Source organism: Streptomyces sp. NPDC046909 (assembly GCF_040644695.1).
Classification (GTDB): Bacteria; Actinomycetota; Actinomycetes; order Streptomycetales; family Streptomycetaceae; genus Streptomyces.
In genome coordinates, this window is the sequence record NZ_JBEYXC010000003.1 from 267364 (window position 1) to 286678 (window position 19315).

General features: G+C 70.1%; 19 protein-coding genes. 5 read left to right on the forward strand and 14 right to left on the reverse strand.

Going from position 1 to position 19315, the window contains the following annotated elements; all coding sequences use genetic code 11:
* Positions 1 to 49 precede the first annotated feature (49 nt).
* From fbaA to ABZ928_RS09980, 8 genes are all read right to left on the reverse strand, one after another.
* The gene (gene fbaA, locus ABZ928_RS09945; protein WP_361516594.1) at positions 50 to 1072 is read right to left on the reverse strand and encodes a class II fructose-bisphosphate aldolase; all 1023 of its coding nucleotides are present in this window, start codon (positions 1070 to 1072) and stop codon (positions 50 to 52) included.
* 131 nt (positions 1073 to 1203) lie between these two features.
* Complete coding sequence (gene pyrE / locus ABZ928_RS09950) at positions 1204 to 1755, reverse strand: orotate phosphoribosyltransferase (protein WP_361516596.1); 552 nt, start codon at positions 1753 to 1755, stop codon at positions 1204 to 1206.
* 9 nt (positions 1756 to 1764) lie between these two features.
* Positions 1765 to 2553, reverse strand: coding sequence for an aldose 1-epimerase (locus ABZ928_RS09955; RefSeq protein WP_361516597.1), 789 nt, complete (start codon positions 2551 to 2553; stop codon positions 1765 to 1767).
* Between the two features lie 92 nt (positions 2554 to 2645).
* Entirely contained in the window at positions 2646 to 3533 is an 888-nt protein-coding gene (locus ABZ928_RS09960; protein WP_361516599.1) for an SRPBCC domain-containing protein, read from the reverse strand.
* Between the two features lie 85 nt (positions 3534 to 3618).
* On the reverse strand, positions 3619 to 5253 hold the full coding sequence (locus tag ABZ928_RS09965) for a polyamine aminopropyltransferase (RefSeq protein ID WP_361516601.1): 1635 nt from the start codon (positions 5251 to 5253) through the stop codon (positions 3619 to 3621).
* A gap of 71 nt (positions 5254 to 5324) precedes the next feature.
* Positions 5325 to 5873 (reverse strand): DUF2617 family protein, encoded by a 549-nt coding sequence (locus tag ABZ928_RS09970; protein WP_361516603.1) that lies wholly within the window; start codon positions 5871 to 5873, stop codon positions 5325 to 5327.
* A gap of 392 nt (positions 5874 to 6265) precedes the next feature.
* Positions 6266 to 6514 carry a hypothetical protein gene (locus tag ABZ928_RS09975; protein WP_361516605.1) on the reverse strand — a complete coding sequence of 83 codons (249 nt, stop codon included), beginning with the start codon at positions 6512 to 6514 and terminating at the stop codon, positions 6266 to 6268.
* A gap of 22 nt (positions 6515 to 6536) precedes the next feature.
* A complete protein-coding gene (locus ABZ928_RS09980) occupies positions 6537 to 6815 on the reverse strand; it encodes a hypothetical protein (protein ID WP_361516607.1) in 279 nt (92 codons plus the stop codon).
* Between the two features lie 129 nt (positions 6816 to 6944).
* Here ABZ928_RS09980 and ABZ928_RS09985 point away from each other — a divergent pair, with 129 nt between their 5' ends.
* Positions 6945 to 8150: a pyridoxal phosphate-dependent aminotransferase gene (locus ABZ928_RS09985; RefSeq protein ID WP_361516608.1), complete on the forward strand. Its 1206-nt coding sequence runs from the start codon at positions 6945 to 6947 to the stop codon at positions 8148 to 8150.
* Positions 8151 to 8336: 186 nt separating this feature from the next.
* Positions 8337 to 9437 (forward strand): mannosyltransferase family protein, encoded by a 1101-nt coding sequence (locus tag ABZ928_RS09990; protein WP_361517618.1) that lies wholly within the window; start codon positions 8337 to 8339, stop codon positions 9435 to 9437.
* Positions 9438 to 9465: 28 nt separating this feature from the next.
* On the opposite strand, the gene ABZ928_RS09995 is transcribed toward ABZ928_RS09990, so the two are convergent.
* From ABZ928_RS09995 to clpB, 4 genes are all read right to left on the reverse strand, one after another.
* The gene (locus ABZ928_RS09995; RefSeq protein WP_361516609.1) at positions 9466 to 9996 is read right to left on the reverse strand and encodes a YbjN domain-containing protein; all 531 of its coding nucleotides are present in this window, start codon (positions 9994 to 9996) and stop codon (positions 9466 to 9468) included.
* A gap of 106 nt (positions 9997 to 10102) precedes the next feature.
* The gene (locus tag ABZ928_RS10000) at positions 10103 to 10693 is read right to left on the reverse strand and encodes an RloB family protein (RefSeq protein WP_361516610.1); all 591 of its coding nucleotides are present in this window, start codon (positions 10691 to 10693) and stop codon (positions 10103 to 10105) included.
* A complete protein-coding gene (locus ABZ928_RS10005) occupies positions 10671 to 11951 on the reverse strand; it encodes an ATP-binding protein (protein WP_361516611.1) in 1281 nt (426 codons plus the stop codon). The genes ABZ928_RS10000 and ABZ928_RS10005 overlap by 23 nt, the downstream gene beginning before the upstream one ends.
* Positions 11952 to 12087: 136 nt before the next feature.
* Positions 12088 to 14685 (reverse strand): ATP-dependent chaperone ClpB, encoded by a 2598-nt coding sequence (clpB, locus tag ABZ928_RS10010; protein WP_361516613.1) that lies wholly within the window; start codon positions 14683 to 14685, stop codon positions 12088 to 12090.
* Between the two features lie 158 nt (positions 14686 to 14843).
* On the opposite strand from clpB, the gene ABZ928_RS10015 reads away from it, so the two are divergent.
* A complete protein-coding gene (locus tag ABZ928_RS10015) occupies positions 14844 to 15284 on the forward strand; it encodes a TIGR03618 family F420-dependent PPOX class oxidoreductase (RefSeq protein WP_361516615.1) in 441 nt (146 codons plus the stop codon).
* Between the two features lie 152 nt (positions 15285 to 15436).
* Here ABZ928_RS10015 and ABZ928_RS10020 read toward each other — a convergent pair whose 3' ends face one another.
* Positions 15437 to 15772 carry a hypothetical protein gene (locus ABZ928_RS10020; protein WP_353692756.1) on the reverse strand — a complete coding sequence of 112 codons (336 nt, stop codon included), beginning with the start codon at positions 15770 to 15772 and terminating at the stop codon, positions 15437 to 15439.
* A 299-nt stretch (positions 15773 to 16071) separates the two neighbouring features.
* Between ABZ928_RS10020 and ABZ928_RS10025 the strand changes: the two genes are divergently transcribed.
* Positions 16072 to 17061 carry a helix-turn-helix transcriptional regulator gene (locus ABZ928_RS10025; RefSeq protein WP_361516617.1) on the forward strand — a complete coding sequence of 330 codons (990 nt, stop codon included), beginning with the start codon at positions 16072 to 16074 and terminating at the stop codon, positions 17059 to 17061.
* Positions 17062 to 17104: 43 nt separating this feature from the next.
* Positions 17105 to 18091 carry a helix-turn-helix transcriptional regulator gene (locus ABZ928_RS10030; protein ID WP_361516618.1) on the forward strand — a complete coding sequence of 329 codons (987 nt, stop codon included), beginning with the start codon at positions 17105 to 17107 and terminating at the stop codon, positions 18089 to 18091.
* A gap of 11 nt (positions 18092 to 18102) precedes the next feature.
* On the opposite strand, the gene ABZ928_RS10035 is transcribed toward ABZ928_RS10030, so the two are convergent.
* Positions 18103 to 19149: a helix-turn-helix transcriptional regulator gene (locus tag ABZ928_RS10035; RefSeq protein WP_361517620.1), complete on the reverse strand. Its 1047-nt coding sequence runs from the start codon at positions 19147 to 19149 to the stop codon at positions 18103 to 18105.
* Positions 19150 to 19315: the final 166 nt, after the last annotated feature.

Genomic DNA, 19315 nt, shown 5'->3' on the forward strand with positions numbered 1-19315 from the left:
ATACAACGAGCCCGGTGCCGTAGCACCGGGCTCGCGGAAGTACCTCGGGTTACTTCAGCTTCGTACCCGTGGAACGCAGGTTGGCGCAGGCCTCGGTGACACGCGCGGCCATGCTCGCCTCGGCCAGCTTGCCCCAGGTGCGCGGGTCGTAGGTCTTCTTGGAGCCGACCTCGCCGTCGACCTTCAGGACACCGTCGTAGTTGCGGAACATGTGGTCCGCGACGGGGCGCGTGAAGGCGTACTGGGTGTCCGTGTCGATGTTCATCTTCACGACGCCGTTGTCCAGCGCGAGGGCGATCTCCGCCTCGGTCGAACCGGAACCGCCGTGGAAGACGAAGTCGAACGGCGACGCCTTGCCGTACTTGGCGGACACGCCCTCGTTGAGCTCCTTCAGCAGCTCGGGACGGAGGACGACGTTGCCCGGCTTGTACACACCGTGGACGTTGCCGAAGGAGGCGGCGAGCAGGTAGCGCCCCTTCTCACCGAGACCGAGGGCTTCAACCGTCCGGATGGCGTCGTCGACGGTCGTGTACAGCGAGTCGTTGATCTCGTGCGAGACACCGTCCTCCTCGCCGCCGGTCGGGGTGATCTCGACCTCAAGGATGATCTTCGCGGCGCGGGCGCGCTCAAGGAGCTCCTGCGCGATGGCGAGGTTGTCGGCCAGGGTCTCGGCCGAGCCGTCCCACATGTGCGACTGGAAGAGCGGGTTCTCACCCCGGGCGACCCGCTCCTCGGACACGGCGAGCAGCGGCCGTACGTACCCGTCGAGCTTGTCCTTCGGGCAGTGGTCCGTGTGCAGCGCGACGGTGATGTCGTACTTCTTGGCGACGATGTGCGCGAACTCGGCCAGCGCCACCGAACCGGTGACCATGTCCTTGTTCCACTGACCGCCCAGGAACTCGGCGCCACCGGTCGAGATCTGGATGATGCCGTCGCTCTCGGCCTCGGCGAAGCCACGCAGTGCCGCGTGCAGGGTCTGCGTCGAGGTGACGTTGATGGCCGGGTAGGCGAACTTGCCCGCCTTCGCCCGGTCGAGCATCTCGTTATAGACCTCGGGAGTTGCGATGGGCATCTGACCGCTCCTTGATTGTGCGGGTTGGCGTGTTCCTTACGGCCCTGACCTAGGGGGCGACGTCATCGTCGGCCCCATCTTTCCAGACTTGACCGGATGGTCCCGCCCCTCGGTCTCACCCTGTGGATAACTCAGTCGAGTCCCAGCTCATCCTTGGAGAAGGCGAAGCGATACGGAACCCCCGCGCCCGCCTCAATCTTCTCCGCGGCGCCGGTCGCGCGGTCCACGATCGTGGCGACGGCGACGACCTCGGCGCCCGCCTCGCGCACGGCCTCGACGGCGGTGAGCGGGGAGCCGCCGGTGGTGGAGGTGTCCTCGACGACGAGGACGCGGCGGCCGGCGATGTCGGGGCCTTCGACCCGGCGCTGGAGACCGTGGGCCTTGGCGGCCTTGCGGACGACGAAGGCGTCGACCTTCCTCCCGCGCGCGGCGGCCGCGTGCAGCATGGCGGCGGCGACCGGGTCGGCGCCCATCGTCAGCCCGCCGACCGCGTCGAAGTCCAGGTCGGCGGTGAGGTCGAGGAGCACCTGCCCGACCAGCGGGGCGGCCTCGCCGTCGAGGGTGATGCGCCGCAGGTCGACGTAGTAGTCGGCCTCCAGACCCGAGGAGAGGGTCACCTTGCCGTGGACCACGGCCTTGTCCTTGATCTGCTGCAGCAGCTCGCCGCGTACGTCGTCCGTCATGCCGCCAGCTTAGAGGCGGCGCCAGCTCCAGGTCGTCGAGGCCTCCAGCGGCTCCAGGGGCGTGACCAGGCGGGGCGCGGTGTTCAGGCCGTTGGGCGGCCCGGTCTGCGGCTCCACGCACACGGCCTCGGCCTGCTCGTCGTAGACCACGACCCACTCCTCGCGCGAGCCGACGGTCAGCTCCAGCTGCCCCGGCCAGGTCAGCTTCACGTCCACCCCGCCGGGCATCCCGAAGCAGTCGTCCCACGGCCCGGGCCCGGGGTCGAGCCGCTTGCCGGTGGGCAGATGGTCGTCCCCGCGCTCCTCCTGCCAGGCGGCGGAGAAGTCGAGCCGTACGTCCTCGCCGCCGAGGTTCCTGTTGAACCACGGGTGCCAGCCGATCTGGGCCGGGAAGGAGGAGCCGTACGTCTCCACGGACATGGTGAGGGTGAGGGCGTCCGGAGTCAGCGCGACCTGCTGGGTGACCCGGCCCGGGTAGGGCCACGGCTCGACCAGGTCGTACGTGATGACCGCCTCGTCCGTCGCCGTGCGCGCGGTGCGCCAGGCGCCGTCGCGGGCGGTGCCGTGGATGGCGTGCGGCGGGGAGTTCAGCGGCATCTGCTGCACGGTGCCGCCGTCCCGGAACCGGCCGTCCCTGATCCGGCCGCACCACGGCACCATCGGGAAGCAGCCGAAGCGGTCGCCCTGCCGCAGCAGTTCGGTACCGCCGACGCGCAGTCCGCCGATCCGGCCGCCGTTCCCCGGCAGCACGGTCGCCTCCGCGTCGCCCGCGGTCAGCGTGATGGGTTCGTTACTCACGGGACGACCCTACTGCGGTGATCAAGGGGGTGGTTCAGGCCACCCACCGCTCCTCGGCTCGCCGTCGTGGTTCCACGGCTCCGCTTCGCGGTTCAGCGCCGCTTGCGCAGCACCCGTCCGACCACGATCGCCGACGCCACCACGAGCGCCGCGGCGGGGGCCGCCCAGCGGAGCGCGGAGTGCGGGGCGACGGTCTGCGGCGCGGGCACGGGCGCGTACCGGCCGCGCGGCGGGGCGTGGTCGACCTCCTCCGCACTCCGGCCGATCATCGTGCGGCGCGCGTGGGCGGCTTCGGCGGGGAGGTCGGGGGTGCGGGTGTAGTCGGGGGGTTCGGGGGTGGTGGGTGCGGGGGTGACGGGCTCAGGGGTGGTGGGTTCGGCTTCAAGCGGTTCGGCTTCAAGCGGTTCGGGAGCGGCCGCTTCGGACGCATCGGCACCCGGCGCAGCGGTTTCGGAAGCATCAGCACCCGGCGCCTCGGGCTCGTCCGCGGGCACCGCCGCGTCCTCGGCGTCCCGCCCGGCCTCGAAGTCTCCGTTCCCCGCCTTACGCCCCGACTCCCCCGCCGCGACTCCCAGCGCCTCCGCGAAACGGTTCAGCAACCGCGTCACGGCCGAGGAGACCGCGTCCGCCGGGAGTTCCGTGACCCGCCCGTCCGCCGTGGCGGTCCCGTCGAAGGTGAGGGCCGAGCCGCCCTCCGCCTCGCGTACCCGCAGGGTGAGGGCGAGTTTCACCGCGCCGGTGCCGCGGGCCTCGGTGGCGTCGCCCTCGACGGCGTAGGAGCCGTCGTCGTGGGCGGAGAGGCGGGCCGAGCCGCGGTAGGTGATGGTGTGACCGCCGACGCGCACCTTCAGCCGCCCGGTGACGGGCTCGGCGCCGGCGTCCTGCTGGAGCCCGGGAACGGCCCGGGCGACCCGAACGGGATCGGCCAGCGCCTCCCTGAGCCGCTCGGCCGGAACCGGAACGAACACCTCATGCTCCATGGTGGGCGAGCCTACCCAGTGGGCGCCGCCCTGCACCCGCGTTGGTCGAAAGTGACCGCGCGTCTGGCGCACCTGCCCAGACGATTCAGTACCGCGGATGCACCAACGTGGACACCGCCACTCCCCGCACCCGCATCCCCTCCGCCACCCGCCCGTCCGCCTCAAGCCCCGCCTCCGTCAGCGTCCGCAGCCGCGGCCCCTCGGGATCCAGCCGCAGCACCGGCCGCCGTACGGACGCCAGCACGAACCCCCAGTCCCGGGGCGCCCGGCTCGCGCCCGCCGTACGGTCCGGGCCGGCCGCGAAGCCGGAGTCGCGGCCGCCGACGCAGTACGGGGCGGTGCGGAAGCCCGCCGCGCGGATGGTGCGGTCGACGGTCCAGAAGGCGCGGGGGCGTGTCGAGACCGGCCCGGCGTGCACCACCAGCCGCCCCTCGGCCGCCAGCGCCCGCCTCGCGAGGCCGTAGAACTCCTGGGAGTACAGCTTGGTGCTCGCCGTGATCCCGGGATCGGGCAGATCGGCGATGACGACGTCGTACGTCGCCGGCGGTGCCTCCCGCAGCCAGCCGAACGCGTCGCCGGTGGTGACGTGGACGCGCGGGTCGGCGTACACATGGCCGTTCAGGGCCGCGAGAGCGGGGTCCTCGCGGGCCAGCCGCACCACCCCCGCGTCGAGTTCGACGACATCCACCCGCCGCACGCCCCCGTGGCGCAGCACCTCACGCGCGGCGAGGCCGTCCCCGCCGCCGAGGATCAGCACGCGCGCGTGGGGGCCGTTCATCGCGGGGTGGACCAGGGCCTCGTGGTAGTGGTGCTCGTCGCGGCCGCTGACTCTGAGGCGGCCGTCGAGGAAGAGGTCGAGGGGGCGGCCGTCGGTGCCGCCGGTGAGGACGACCTCCTGGACGCCGGTCTGCATCGCCACGCGTACGTCGTCGCCGTAGACCGCCTGGCGGGCCGCGCGTTCGAAGTCGTCGACGTGAAGGGCGGCGGCGGCCAGGACGCCGAGGACCGTGAGGTTGCCGATGACCAGGAGGCAGCGGGCGCGGCAGGTCAGGTCGCGGTGGAACAGGCCCAGGACCAGGGCGCCGCCCACGATCGCGTTCACCGTGCCGGTGATCAGGGCGCCCGTCAGCTGGCCCAGGAGCGGGAGCAGGAGGAACGGGAAGGCCAGGCCTCCGACCAGCGCGCCGACGTAGTCCGCGGCGAAGAGGTCCGCGACCGCGCCGCCCGCGTCCTGGCGGCGGATGCGCTGGATCAGCTCCATCAGCAGGGGGACCTCGGCGCCGATCAGCAGGCCGATCGCGAGGGAGAAGGCGACCAGGAGGCAGCGGGAGCCGTTGGCCCAGATGCCGCCCCAGTCGCCGGTCCAGGCGAAGACGGCGTACAGGGCCATCGCGCTGCAACCGCCGACGAGGGCGAGCGCGGCCTCGATCGCGCCGAAGGCGGCGGCCGCGTACCAGCGCAGCCGCTTCGCGAAGAGCGAGCCGATGCCCATCGCGAAGACCATGACGGACAGCACGACGGAGGCCTGGGTGACGGAGTCGCCGATCAAGTACGAGGCGAGGGCGACCAGTTCGAGTTCGTACACCAGTCCGCACGCGGCGCAGACGAAGACGCCCGCGAGCACCAGGAACCTGCCGAGCCCGGGCCGGACGGGAAGCCGCGCGGGCCCGGCCCAGGGCGGCGGGGCGCCGGGTGGGGCGGGTGCGTGCGGTTCGATCACGTTGCGACGTTACGTCACTCCCGGTGCACGCTTCGTCACCCACACGTGTGGAACTGGAGGCCGGTTGGCCTTCAGGCGTTTGCGTGTCCCACCGGCTGGAGCGCCGCCGGCACCGGCATCCGGACCCCCACGCGCGTGCGGGTCGCCACCAACTGCCCGTCCTGCGGGTACGCGTGCCAGGTCCGCCACAGCACCTGCCCCTCGTGCCGCTGGGCCAGCAGTGCGGTGAAGGCGTGCGGGCTGCCGGGGAAGACGCCGGCGAGGCCGTGCGGGTGGTCGGAGACGAGGGCCAGCAACTCCTGGGCGCGGCCCGCGAACTGACCCGGCGAGAGGACCTCGACCCGGGCCGCGAACTCGTACTCCCAGTCGCCGACCCGCTTGGCGACGCCCAGCGGCAGCGGGGTGCTGCTGCCCGGGATGCACGCCACCGTCTCCGAACAGGTGCCCCGCTCCTCCTCCATGAGCACTTGGTGGGACGCTCCGAGGAGTCTCAACTGCAGCTGCGCACCGTCGAACACGAGGTCGAGCGTGGCCAGAGCGGGGAGCGGCTCGCGTCCCAGGGCCCAGGCGAGGTCGGCCGCGCGCGTGTCGGTGTACGAGGTCTTCAGGGTCGTGAGCATGGATCGGCTCCGCTAGCACGCAAAGAAAGAAGGAAGGGAGGTGTGGTTTCTGGCGGCCCCGGGGCGACACCGGCGGGGATTCGGCCCGGTCGGCCCGGTCGGAAGATCAGCAGGGTTGTCTCTAGGGCTTCTCTAGGACGTCCGAAGGGCCGCGTTGGGTGATTTAGAGAGAATCATGAACTGTGGCGCCGCCACAGCGTTTTTACCCAAGTTCGTGGGGTTTCCATCCCTCAGAGGGCTCCACAGTTCAACTGTTCAACTACGGCGCACGCCAGGCCCGCCAGGGCGTGCGCCGGGGCATCGGGGCGCTCGCGGCACACGGAGAGCCGGGCCCCACCCCCGTGCGGGCCCGGCTCTCGTGTTCCGGACGTGTGGAGCTCAGCTGCCCCGTGTCAGCTGCCTCCACCGCATCCGCCCCCGCCCCCTCCCCCGCAGGACGACCCGCCTCCGCAGGACGAGCCGCCGCCCCCGTCGGCCCAGGAACTGTTCATGCTGTCGCTGCTGCCACTGCCGTTGTTGCTGCTGTTGCCGCCGGAACCGCGCGACCGGCCGTACCGCTGCCTGCGCCTGGCCCCCGCGAGACCGGCCAGGATCAGCGCCCCGTACAGCACCATTACGACGACGCCGAGCGTCGCGGACACGGTGTGCCCCGCCCCGCGCGGCTCAGCTGCCGCCGCCGCAGCCGCCCCCGCCACCGCAGGAGGAGCCACCGCCGCAGGACGAGCCGCCCCCGCAGGAGCTGGAGGAACCGCAGGACGAGCTGGACGAACTGCACGACGAGCCGCTGCTGCTGGAGCCGCCGTCGGCCCACCAGCTGCGCGAGCCGCGGTGCGACCGGCCGCCGCGCGCGGAACCGCGGGCGGAACTCCTGCTGCTCGCCGAGGCGATCAGGAACACGACGAACACGATGCAGATCACCGCCAGGATGATGCCGAGAACCATGGCGTCACCCTCCTTCCGTTTCCCCCGAAGCGACCCCCCGTGGGCGCCTCGCGTGGTGCGTGCGATGGAGATGCCCTCGCGTCTCACCAGCCAAAGCAGAGTTGAGGAAGTCCAGAGCTTGGGCGCAGGATGACCGGCATGACCTCCACCGCACGCCCGCACCTCAACCGCCGGCTCGCCGAGTTCGGGACGACGATCTTCGCCGAGATGTCCGCGCTCGCCGTGCAGACCGGCTCGATCAACCTGGGCCAGGGTTTCCCCGACACGGACGGCCCCGAGGAGATCCGCGAGGCGGCCGTGCGGGCGCTGCGCGACGGCCGCGGCAACCAGTACCCGCCGGGCCCGGGCGTCCCCGAGCTGCGTACGGCCATCGCCGCGCACCAGGAGCGGCGCTACGGCCTGTCGTACGACCCCGACACCCAGGTCCTGGTCACCGCGGGCGCCACGGAGGCGATCGCCGCCGCCCTCCTGGCCCTCCTCGAACCCGGCGACGAGGTGATCGCCTTCGAGCCGTACTACGACTCGTACGCGGCGTGCATCGCGATGGCGGGCGGCACGCGCGTGCCGGTCACCCTTCGCCCGCACGAGGGACGCTTCCGTCTCGACCTGGACGAGCTGCGCGACGCGGTGACCGACCGCACCCGCCTGCTGCTGATCAACACCCCGCACAACCCCACCGGCACGGTCCTCACCCGCGAGGAGCTCACCGCCATCGCCGAGCTCGCGGTCGAGCGCGACCTGCTGGTCGTCACGGACGAGGTGTACGAGCACCTGGTCTTCGACGACGCCGAGCACCTGCCGCTCGCGACCTTCCCGGGCATGCGCGACCGTACGGTCTCCATCGGCTCGGCGGGCAAGACGTTCTCCTTCACCGGCTGGAAGGTCGGCTGGGTGACCGGCTCCCCGTCGCTGGTCAGCGCGGTGCGTTCGGCGAAGCAGTTCCTGACCTACGTCTCCTCGGGGCCGTTCCAGTACGCCGTCGCGGAGGCGCTCGCGCTGCCGGATGCGTACTTCACGGCGTTCCGCGAGGACATGCTCGCCAAGCGGGACCTGCTGGCGGCGGGGCTGACGGAGGCCGGCTTCGGGGTGTTCCGGACGGCCGGCACGTACTTCATCACCACCGACATCCGCCCCCTCGGCGCCGCGCTGTCCCAAGAGGGCGACGGCTTCGCCTTCTGCCGCGCGCTGCCGGAGCGGGCCGGTGTGGTCGCCATCCCCAACGCGGTCTTCTACGACCACCGGGAGGCCGGGGCGCCCTTCGTGCGGTTCGCGTTCTGCAAGCGGGCGGAGGTCCTGGAGGAGGCCGTGCAGCGGCTGAAGAAGCTCGCGGGGTAGGAAGCCGGGCGACCGGGCATCGAGTGGCCGGGCGCCGGGCGGTCAGACACTGAGGGCGTGATGCTCGCTTATGCCTGACTTCTTCTGCAATGTGCTGATGTGACCCACGCCAGCACCCTCGCACCGCCGCCCGCCGTCACGGAACCCGGCACCGACGAACGCCGCACGCTCCGCCGCCACCCCCTCGTGGCGGCGCTCGGCCTCTTCGCCGTCGCCCGGCTCACCGGCACGGCCGTCCTCGCCGCGACCGCCTGGGCCACCGGACACGGGCCGCTCAGGCTGCTGGCCCGCTCCTGGGACTCCCGCTGGTACCTGAGGATCGCCGAGCACGGATACGGCTACACGGCCCACCCCCACCCCGGCATCTCCTTCAGCGACCTCGCCTTCTTCCCGCTCTACCCGGCGCTGGTCCGTACGGTGACCGCGCTGACGCCGCTCGGCTCGGGCGCGGCGGGCCTGCTGGTCTCCTGGACGGCGGCGAGCGCGGCCGCCGTCGGCATCCACGCCCTCACGGCACGCCTCCACGGCCGCGCGGTCGCCACCGCCGCGGTCGTGCTGTGGGGCCTGCTGCCGCACTCGGTCGTGCTGTCGATGGCGTACACCGAACCCGTCCTCACGGCGTGCGCCGCCTGGGCGCTGTACGCCGTGCTCACCGGCCGCTGGCTGTGGGCGGGCACCCTGGCCGCGCTGGCGGGACTGGCCCGGCCCAACGGCTTCGCGGTCGCGGCGGCGGTGCTGGTGACGGCGGGGCACGAAGTGTTCCTGAGGCGCGGAAAAGTTACCCACAGGCTGTGGACGGGCATCGCGCTCGCCCCGCTCGGCTGGCTGTCGTACGTGCTGTGGGTCGGCCACCGCGAGGGCGACCCGCTCGGCGGCTACTTCGACGTGCAGCGGCGGTGGGGCTCGCGCTTCGACTTCGGACGGGGCGCCCTGGGCTTCGTACGGCATCTGCTGCTGAGCAGCGACCGCCTGCTCTACCCCGTGGCGCTGCTGATCGTCGCCGCGGCGGTGGTGCTGTACGCCCTGCTGCTCGCCGACCGGGCCCCGCTGCCGCTGCTGGTCTACAGCGGCGTACTCCTGCTGATCACACTCGGCGGCTCAGGGTTCTTCGAGTCCAAGCCCCGCTTTCTGCTCCCCGCGTTCCCGCTGCTGCTGCCGCTGGCGCGCGCCCTGGTGCGGACGGCGAGAGCCCGGCCCTGGCACGCGGCGCTGGTGGCCGGTGCCCTGGCCGGGCTCTCGTGCGGCTACGGGGCGTATCTGGTCGTACTCGCCGATACGCCGCTGTAGTACGCGGGACCTTCGGACGCTGTCGGGTCTATTCGTCGTCCTCGGGCTTCTCGTCCGCCTCGTTGACCTCCTGCTCAAGGCCGAGCTGCTCGACGAGCCACTTGTCGAACTCGATGGCGGCCCGCACCCAGCTGACCGTCGACGAGACGAAGTGCTCCAGGCTGACGCCGGTGCCGATCAGCATCTGCGCCTCACCGATCAGACGGACGGTGCCGTCGTCGTGGGTGTGCGTGTAGACCTTCGGCCACAGCGTGCGGCGGTTCCAGTCGTCGATGGACTCCAGCAGCGCGGGCTTCTCGTCGATCTCGTGGGGCCGGTCGTAGAACGTCCGCACCGAGAAGACCTGCTGGTCACCCTCACCCCGGAACATGAAGTACGTACGGAACTGCTCCCACGGCGCCGCGAGGTCACCCTCTTCGTCGACGACGTACTTCAGCTCCATCTGCTCCAGGAGCTGCTTCACGAGGTCCTGATCCGGGACGACGGGGCCCGCCGGTCCTTGGGGCTGCGGCTCGGGCTTGCCCCCGAAGTTCGGAATCGAGGACGGGTCGATGGTCACCGTGAATTTCCCTTCGTACGGATTCCGCCATCCTCCCCCATGCGGGGAGGGGGGGTGCAAGCCCTGGCGGAGCTGTCCGCCATGAGCTGACTCGATCCGGCTTCCCTCAGCGCTCTTCCATACGCTCGACAAGCCGCCATATGCCGGTGGACGGGTTGCGTGCGTGGTCCCCACCGGTCGGATCCAGCTTGCGGGCTCGCTCAACGGCGTCGGCCCGGCCGTCACGGTACAGGGCGAAGTCGACGCGCGTCTTGTCGTACCCCGGGACATGTTTCTGCAGCAGGGGCAGCAACTTCTTGTACGTCGGGATGTGCGCCGTCTGCGGGGCGAAGTGGAGCAGCAGCCACAGCTCGAAGCAAGGATTGGAGACGGCTACCCGGATGCCGGCCTTGCGCGCGGCGACGGCCGCGTCGGCCACGTCGACGAACTGATCCACGTCGAAGACGCACCAGACTTCGTCGAAGCTCCCCTTGCTCAGGACGCGCTGCTTCTTGGCGTAGTCGACGAGCTGGCTCGGTGAGCACGCTTTGCCCCGCACGACGACGGAGACGGCAGGGTTGCGGAGGTGCTCGCGCAGTCCCTGGAGGTACTGGCGTTCGGTCTCCTTGCTGCCGCAGACGACCAGCACCGTCTGCGCCGATCTGCGGGTGGGACCGCGGCGACGGCCCGACCCCTCACGCGGAAACGGCCTCGCCATGTGCCCCCCAGAATTGCCTGACCACATCCTCCAGCGCCGAGTCGGGCAGGAGCGGGACCGCGCCGTAGCTGCCCGCCAGATAGCGCCGCTCGAAGTTCTCCCCCTTGCGCGGTTTGAAGTCACTGAGCGGATAGAGCTCGGACGCGCCGGTGTCCGCGTTCTTTTCGACGAACCAGACCTGGTCGCGGCGCAGCACCTCCTCCCCCAGCATGGTGCCGAGCAGCGAGGCGCTGTGCGTGGTGAAGATCAGCTGTGCGCCGCGCGGGTTGAGCTGTGGGCTCTGGAACAGTTTGACGAGCTTCGCGGTGAGGAGTGGATGCAGGCTGACATCCACCTCGTCGATCCAGACCTGGCTGCCCCTGCCCAGGGCGAGCAACCCCCAGGAGATCAGGTTCAACCAGGTTTTGGTCCCGGCGGACTCATGCTCGGCCGGCAGTGGAAACTCCTCGTCCCCCACTCGATGCACGAACTCCAGTGACGCCACCGCAGCGGTTTTGACGTCGTCCGGTTGTTCGTCCCATCCCTCGGCTCCCACAAATGCTTTGATCAGGGATTCGTCCGGGCCACCCCGACGAACACCGTGCACGCCCAGGTCGGCGGCCGCCAGGACGGTGTCACCGCGCGCCAGCCCCGCCTCTTCAAGGTATTCGTAGACAGCGGCGAGAACCGCACCGCGGCGGGTGAGTGCATGGCGCATGCTGTCATTCACGACAACGGCCCCGCTCAACGCCTTCCAGACCGCTCCCAACTGCTCGTGCGCCATCTGCGCGGCAGCGGAGATGTACAGGCTGTTCGGTCGCATCACCCGCTCTGCCGCGGCCCTCTCACCGGAGAGCGAATTCCCGAACGTCACATCCGCCCGGCGACGCTCAAAGAGGATCCGTTTGCGTCCCTTGGGATAGACGTACAGCCACTCCTCCTCGATCTCGGTGTCCGAGATCGCAAAACCGTATACATGCCGGACACCGCCGATCAGCACGTCCACGGCGTACGTCGACGGTTCGCTCCGGCTCTCATGGTCCAGGAGAAACGGCCGCCTCTCGATGCGGGCGCCCGGCAGCCACTGGGCCTGCGATTGCTCCACCGCTCGCAGAAAGAACCGGTACGCGTCCAGCACCGTCGACTTCCCCGACGCGTTCGCCCCGTAGATCGCCGCCACCGTCAGAGCCGGCCGGTCATCCTCATAGACCGGAGCGAGGTTCAGCTCCTGCGGCTCACGCAGTGAGCCATGATTGGCCACCCGGAAGCTCAAAAGCATGCTCTGCACCCCGCTTCCCAGCCTTGTGAGCAAGTGAATCGCTTATCTCCGTTATATCGAATACTAGCTTCGTGCCCTCCACGCTGAACAGGCCCGCCACCCATGGGGGTGACGAGCCTGCGCGTGCATGCTGCCCCTACAGCGTCTTGCCGGTGGCCGGTCCGACGATCAGGCCGTCGCCGAAGGTGTCCACCCGGACCGTGTCGCCGTCCTTGATCTCGCCGGAGAGGATCTCCTTGGCGAGGCGGTCGCCGATGGCGGTCTGGACGAGGCGGCGCAGGGGCCGGGCACCGTAGGCGGGGTCGTTGCCCTCGTCGGCGAGCCAGGCCAGGGCCTCGTCGGTGACCTCCAGGGTGAGGCGGCGTTCGGCGAGGCGCTTGGCGAGCCGGTCGATCTGGAGGCGGGCGATACGGCCGAGTTCGTCCTTGCTGAGGGCCGAGAAGACGACGAGGTCGTCGAGCCGGTTGAGGAACTCCGGCTTGAAGCTGGTCCGTACGACCTCGAGGACCTGCTGCTTCTTCTCCGCCTCGCTCGTGATCGGGTCGACGAGGAACTGGCTGCCGAGGTTGGACGTCAGCACCAGGATGGTGTTGCGGAAGTCGACCGTGCGGCCCTGACCGTCCGTCAGACGCCCGTCGTCCAGCACCTGGAGCAGGACGTCGAAGACCTCGGGGTGCGCCTTCTCGACCTCGTCCAGCAGGACCACGCTGTACGGCCGCCTGCGCACCGCTTCCGTCAGCTGGCCGCCCTCCTCGTAGCCGACGTAGCCGGGAGGCGCGCCGACGAGCCGGGCGACGCTGTGCTTCTCGCCGTACTCGCTCATGTCGATGCGGACCATCGCGCGCTCGTCGTCGAAGAGGAAGTCGGCGAGGGCCTTGGCCAGTTCGGTCTTTCCGACGCCGGTCGGACCGAGGAAGAGGAAGGAGCCGGTGGGCCGGTCGGGGTCGGCGATACCGGCGCGGGTACGGCGTACGGCGTCGGAGACGGCCTGCACGGCCTCCGTCTGGCCGATGAGCCGACGCCCCAACTCCTCCTCCATGCGCAGGAGTTTCTGGGTCTCGCCCTCCAGCAGACGCCCAGCCGGGATACCGGTCCAGGCGGCGACGACGTCGGCGATGTCGTCGGGCCCGACCTCCTCCTTGACCATGGTGTCCTTGGCGGCCTCCTCCTCGGCCTCGGAGGCCTCCTCCAAGTCCCGTTCGAGGGTGGGGATCTCGCCGTAGAGCAGCTTGCTGGCGGTGTCGAAGTCGCCGTCGCGCTGGGCGCGTTCGGCCTGGCCGCGCAGGTCGTCGAGCTTCTCCTTCAGCTCACCGACCCGGTTGAGGGACTGCTTCTCCTTCTCCCAGCGGGCGGTGAGGCCGCGCAGCTCCTCCTCCTTGTCGGCGAGGTCGCGGCGCAGTCGCTCCAGGCGGTCGCGGGAGGCCGGGTCGGTCTCCTTCTCCAGGGCGAGCTCCTCCATCTTCAACCGGTCGACGGCGCGCTGGAGTTCGTCGATCTCGACGGGAGACGAGTCGATCTCCATGCGGAGGCGGGAGGCGGACTCGTCGACGAGGTCGATGGCCTTGTCGGGGAGGAAGCGGGAGGTGATGTACCGGTCGGAGAGGGTGGCGGCGGCGACCAGCGCGCTGTCGGCGATCTGGACCTTGTGGTGGGCCTCGTACCGTCCCTTGAGTCCGCGCAGGATCGCGATGGTGTCCTCGACGGTCGGCTCGGCGACGAGCACCTGCTGGAACCGCCGCTCAAGGGCCGGGTCCTTCTCGATCCGCTCCCGGTACTCGTCGAGGGTCGTCGCCCCGACCATGCGCAGCTCACCGCGCGCGAGCATCGGCTTCAGCATGTTCCCGGCGTCCATGGCGGAGTCACCGCCGGCCCCGGCCCCCACGACGGTGTGCAGCTCGTCGATGAAGGTGATGATCTGCCCGTCGGAGTCCTTGATCTCGGCGAGAACGGTCTTCAGCCGCTCCTCGAACTCACCGCGGTACTTCGCCCCGGCGACCATGGCACCGAGGTCGAGCGCGACGAGCCGCTTGTTCCGGAGGGACTCAGGCACGTCCCCCTTCACGATCCGCTGGGCAAGCCCTTCGACGACGGCGGTCTTGCCGACGCCGGGTTCGCCGATGAGGACGGGATTGTTCTTGGTACGCCGGGAGAGAACCTGGACAACCCGCCGAATCTCCTGGTCCCGCCCGATGACGGGATCGAGCTTGCCCTCCCGCGCGGCTGCGGTGAAGTCCGTACCGAACTTCTCCAGGGCCTTGTACTGCCCCTCCGGATCGGGTGTGGTCACCCGGCGTCCTCCCCTGGCCTTCTGGAACGCGTCCTGCAACTTCCTGGCGTTCGCCCCTTGCGAGGAGAGTACGTCGGCGGCCTGGCCGCCCTTCGCGGCGATACCGATGAGGAGGTGCTCGGTGGAGAGGTACTCGTCACCGAGGTCCTTGGCGCGGGCACCGGCGTCGGCGACGACGGCGAGGAGCTCGCGGCTGGGCTGCGGGGGCGCGACGGTGGACCCGGCCACGCTGGGCAGCCCGGCGAGCACCTTCTCGGCCCCGGCACGCACGACGGCCTGATCGGCCTCGACGGCGGCGAGCAGATCGACGATGTTCTCGTTCTCCTGCCCCTGGAGCAGAGCGAGGAGCAGGTGGGCGGGGGTGAGATCCGGGTGGCCCGCGGCGGCGGCCCGCTTCTCGGCCGCGTTGATCGCGTCCCGGCTCCGGTTGGTCAGCTCGGCGTCCACGTTCGCGTACTCCTCCTCGATATCGGCCTGGGTGGCTCGGGCGGCTCTCCTGGGACTGACTCAGTCAACGTACACAAAGTTGAGTCTATTCCACTCAAGGTGGTGCGGGGACCCTTGCGGGGACTAACTTCCGGGGCGCGGGGACTAACGTCCGGGACATGACGACGTACACCCGAGACCTCGCGACCCTCGCGGACACCACCGCGCTCGCAGCTTCTGACACCGCGTATCTCAGCTTCTGGCGGGAGCGGCACCTGTGCACCCTGACGACCCTGCGCCCGGACGGCAGCCCGCACGTGGTCCCGGTCGGAGTGACATACGACCCCGAGGCCGGAATCGCTCGGGTCATCACGAACAAGGCGAGCACGAAGGTGGGGCATGTGCTGGCGGCGGGGCCGGAGGGGGCGCGGGTGGCGGTGTGCCAGGTCGCGGGCCGGCGGTGGGCGACGCTGGAGGGGCGCGCGTACGTCCGTACGGAGCCGGCGCGGGTCGCGGAGGCGGAGCGGCGGTACGCGGAACGGTACGAGCGGGCGCCGGGGCCGAATCCGTCGCGGGTGGTGATCGAGATCGTGGTGACGCGGGCGCTGGGGCGCGGGTGATGTGGGGCAGACGATCATTTCCGGCCAGTGGCCGATTGGGTCGATACCCGGAAATGTCCCCAGAAACTGCAGCGGCGTCACCGTGTTCAGGTCACGGTGACGCCGCTGCGGGGGGAAGCACCTGCGCGATCTGTTACGACGGGGGAATCGCGTCAGGCACTGCGGGGGGTGGCTGGGATGGCCCGATGGGTGGGGGATTCAGGTTCCACCAGCCGATGGTCTCGTTGGTCAAGATTCACAAAGATCATTCCGTACCGGATGGCACACCGCACAGGCTGCGGCGCCCCCCGAGGCCGCCGCAGACACCGGTACGCCCGCACGTCCTCGTCCTCGTCCCGCGTCACGACGACCGGCTCACCGAACACGGTCACCATCAGCGAGTCACCGGCGTGGGGGATCGCGGTGACCAGGTCGATGAAGTGCCAGCCGGAGCGGTAGGCGGTGGCCATTTCGCGTCGGAAGGACCGGTCGTCGGGAGGGGTGGTCATGTCAGCGTGACCGCCTCAATGGCGTCCCAATGAAGGTCGGTCACCGCCGATTGAGTGGTTGAATCAGCCGGCGCCGTGTCCCAGTGGAGGTCCAGCGTGCCGATCGTGCCGAAGACCAACCCTGCCGAGAAGGCCACAGCAAGTACCGAGCGAAGCATTCTCTTGCACATAGTGGGCTTCGTCCTCACTTCCCCAAGTCTTCTCCCCCGCCCTGAAGACGATGGCTCATCCAGGCACGTCAAAGCCACAGAAGCGATGCATCATGTTCCTGCACGTTCAGGACCCTGGGGGGTGGAGATTTGACGAATAGCAGCACAAAGGGGACACATCGACATGGTCTGGCAGATCTATGCGTCGAGGGAAAGCGTCTTTATGCCGACGCTTTGCGCCTAGGGCGCATCTCTCGCGCAGAGGTCGATCCAGCACCGTGCCTCGAGGAGTTCGGTCTTCTGCACACCGATCCCGACGATGCGAACTGGCTGCGTCCGGTTCCGCCCGTGGCGGCTCTCGCACAACGCCTTCACCCCATCGAGCGCGAGATCCAGGAACGCAGGCATGTGGCCGTCGAGCTGGCCGACGCCTTCGAACCGTTCATGGCGATCAGCGCCCAGGCACGGCCCACCACCCATGCCATCACGGTGCTGGAGGGCTTCAGCCGGATCAACGCGGCCATAGAACAGGCCACCGCCGAGTGCCAGTCCGAGATCCTGACCGTCCAGCCGGGGGGCGGGCGCAGCGAGAACGCCCTCAACGCGGCGCTCGAACTCGGTCGCAATGTGATCGAACGCGGCATCACGATGCGCACCCTCTACCAGCACACGGCTCGGCACAGCCAGGGAACCCTCGCGTACGCCGAGCAGATGCAGCAGGGCAACGTCGAGATACGCACCCTGGAGGAGCTCATCGAGCGCCTCATGATCTTCGATCGCACGGTGGCGTTCATCCCCGCCCGGGACGACCGCAGGGTCGCGCTCGAACTGCGCCATCCAGGTCTGGTCGAGTATCTGGTCAAGGTGTTCGACCAGCAGTGGCAGCGGGCTGTTCCCCTCCTTGAGGAGACCCCGTACGCTCCCCCCACCGACGGCATCACCGGCGTCCAGCGCTCCATCGCCAAGCTTCTGATCGAAGGCCACGTCGATGAGGCGATAGCCCGACGGCTCGGTATGAACGTGCGCACCTGCCGGGCCCACATCGCGAAACTGGCGGCCGCCCTCGGCAGCGGCAGCCGCGCCCAGCTGGGGTTTCTCATAGCTCAGTCGGGGATCCTGGACCACGATCACGAGAGTTGAGGCCAACCCGCCGGCAACCGAACATCACGAAGGGAACGGTCGAGTGACCCCGGCGTCGCACCCGGAGCACGGTGTCGATGAACTCTGCGCGGCAGGAACAGAGCTGTACCGACGTGCCCTGCGCCTGGGAAGCGTGAGCCGCGCCGACCTCGACACGGCTCCCTGCCTGCTGGATCTCGGGCTGCTGCACCCTGCCGTCGGTGACGGGGACGACCTGGAGCCCGTCTCCCCTGCCGTCGCGCTGCACCGCCTCCTGCGCACCACCGAAGAGCGGATCGCGCGCGAGCGCAGGCGAGAGGAGCGGATGGCGGAGTTCTTCGCACCGCTGATGCGCCTCGACAGTGAGGTCACGGCCGCCCTGAGCACCCCACCGATCACCGTCCTCAGCGGGCTCGACCGGATCAACGGGGCCATAGGCGAGACGATGGCCGACGCGACCACGGAACTCCTCGCCATCCAGCCCCACAACAGGGCCCCGGCGGAACGGCTGGCCGCCAGCCTGGAGCGCGACCAGGCCCTCCTCGACCGCGGGGGCCGGATCCGCGCCCTCTACCAGCACACGGTCCGCCACTCGGCCGCCGTCGTCGCCCGCTACGAACAGCTCACCGGCGACGCCGAGGCCCGCACACTGGACGAGATCACCGACCGTCTCATCGTCGTCGACCGGACCGTCGCCTTCATCCCCGCCAGCAAGGACCGCACACTCGCCCTCGAGGTCCGCCACCCCGCCCTGATCGACTACTTCGTCACGACCTTCGACCGCCTCTGGCGCCTGGCGACTCCGATGTACCCCGAGGCCGTCCAGCAACCCACCCTCAACGGCATCACCCCCCGCCAACGGGCCATCGCCGCGCTGCTCATCGAGGGCCACACCGACGCCGTGATAGCCGACCGCCTCGGCCTCAACATCCGCACCGCCCGCGAACACATCGCCAAACTCGCCTCCACCCTCGGCAGCGACAGCCGCGCCCAACTCGGCTACCTCATCGCGGAGTCAGGCATCCTCAAGCAGGGAGGAAGAGTCGAGTGAGCCGGGTTACCTCATCGGACGCTCGGGGATCCTTGATCAGGAACAGTGAGCCCGTGCCCGCCGATCTCGGCCGAGCGGGTCGGGCCGTCCAGGCCGACCTGGGCGATGCGGACGCCCAGTTGGGTGCGGCTCGCAGCGCCCAGGGTTTCTGACAACCTCGCGATATGGGCCCGGCACGTCCGGACGCTTATGCCAAGACGCTCCGCGATCACCGCGTCCTGGTGGCCCTCCGCCAGCAGGGCGGCGATGGACTGCTCGCGGTGGGAGATGCCCTCGATGCCCGTGTCCGGCAACGGGGCCGTCAGCGGGATCGCCAGGCGCCACAGGCGTTCGAAGACCGTCGCGAGGAACCCCACCAGCGCCGGGTGGCGGAGCTCCAGCGCCAGCGTGCGGTCCTGGTTCGCGGGGATGAAGGCGACCGTGCGGTCGAAGAGGATGAGGCGGTCGATGACCTCGTCCAACGAACGGGCCTCCACCGCTTCGCCCATCAGCTCCAAATAGTTCAGCAGGCCCTGGCCGTGCCTCGCCACGTGGGTGTACAGGTCCCGCATGCGGACGCCCCGGGCGCGTAGGGCCAGCGCGCGGTGCAGGCCTTCCGTGAGCTCATGCTCAGGCCGGATGCCGCCGGGCTGGACGGTGAGGACCTCGGTCGTGCAGGCCTCCGTCGCGGCGTCCATGGCGGCCTGGATGCGGGACAGGCCGTCGAGGACCCGGATCGCCGAGCCGCCCTCCCCGGAGGACGTCAGCGCCTGCGGGCCCAGGCCCGCGTACCACTCGAACGCCGCCACCGCCGAGCCCATCCGCCGCTGGCTCTCGCTCACCTCGTCGTAGACCCCGCGCAGGAGCCTGGTCATGACCTCCTGCGGGGACGTCGGGACGAGGTAGTCCATGTCGTCCGGGTCCGGGTGCAGCAGCGCCAACTCCAGGAGGCAGGGCACCGGTTCCGCGTCCACGCGCGGCACGCGGCCCCGTCGTACGGCCCGGGAATACACGCGATCCCCGGCCTCGCACAGTCGGTCGGCACCGTGGGGATGCTCCTCCGTCCCGTGCCCGGCCATCGCCCAGTCCACCCCCGGTTCCAGCCTCTCGTGCCCGGTGTGCCGACGCTCGTGGCAGCAGCACACCCCTTCGGCTCCGCAACTATGCGCGGACCGGACCTGCTCCGCAACACGGCTCCGCCCCCTGTGACCGAGGGAAACCACCGATATACGGCGGTATATACGC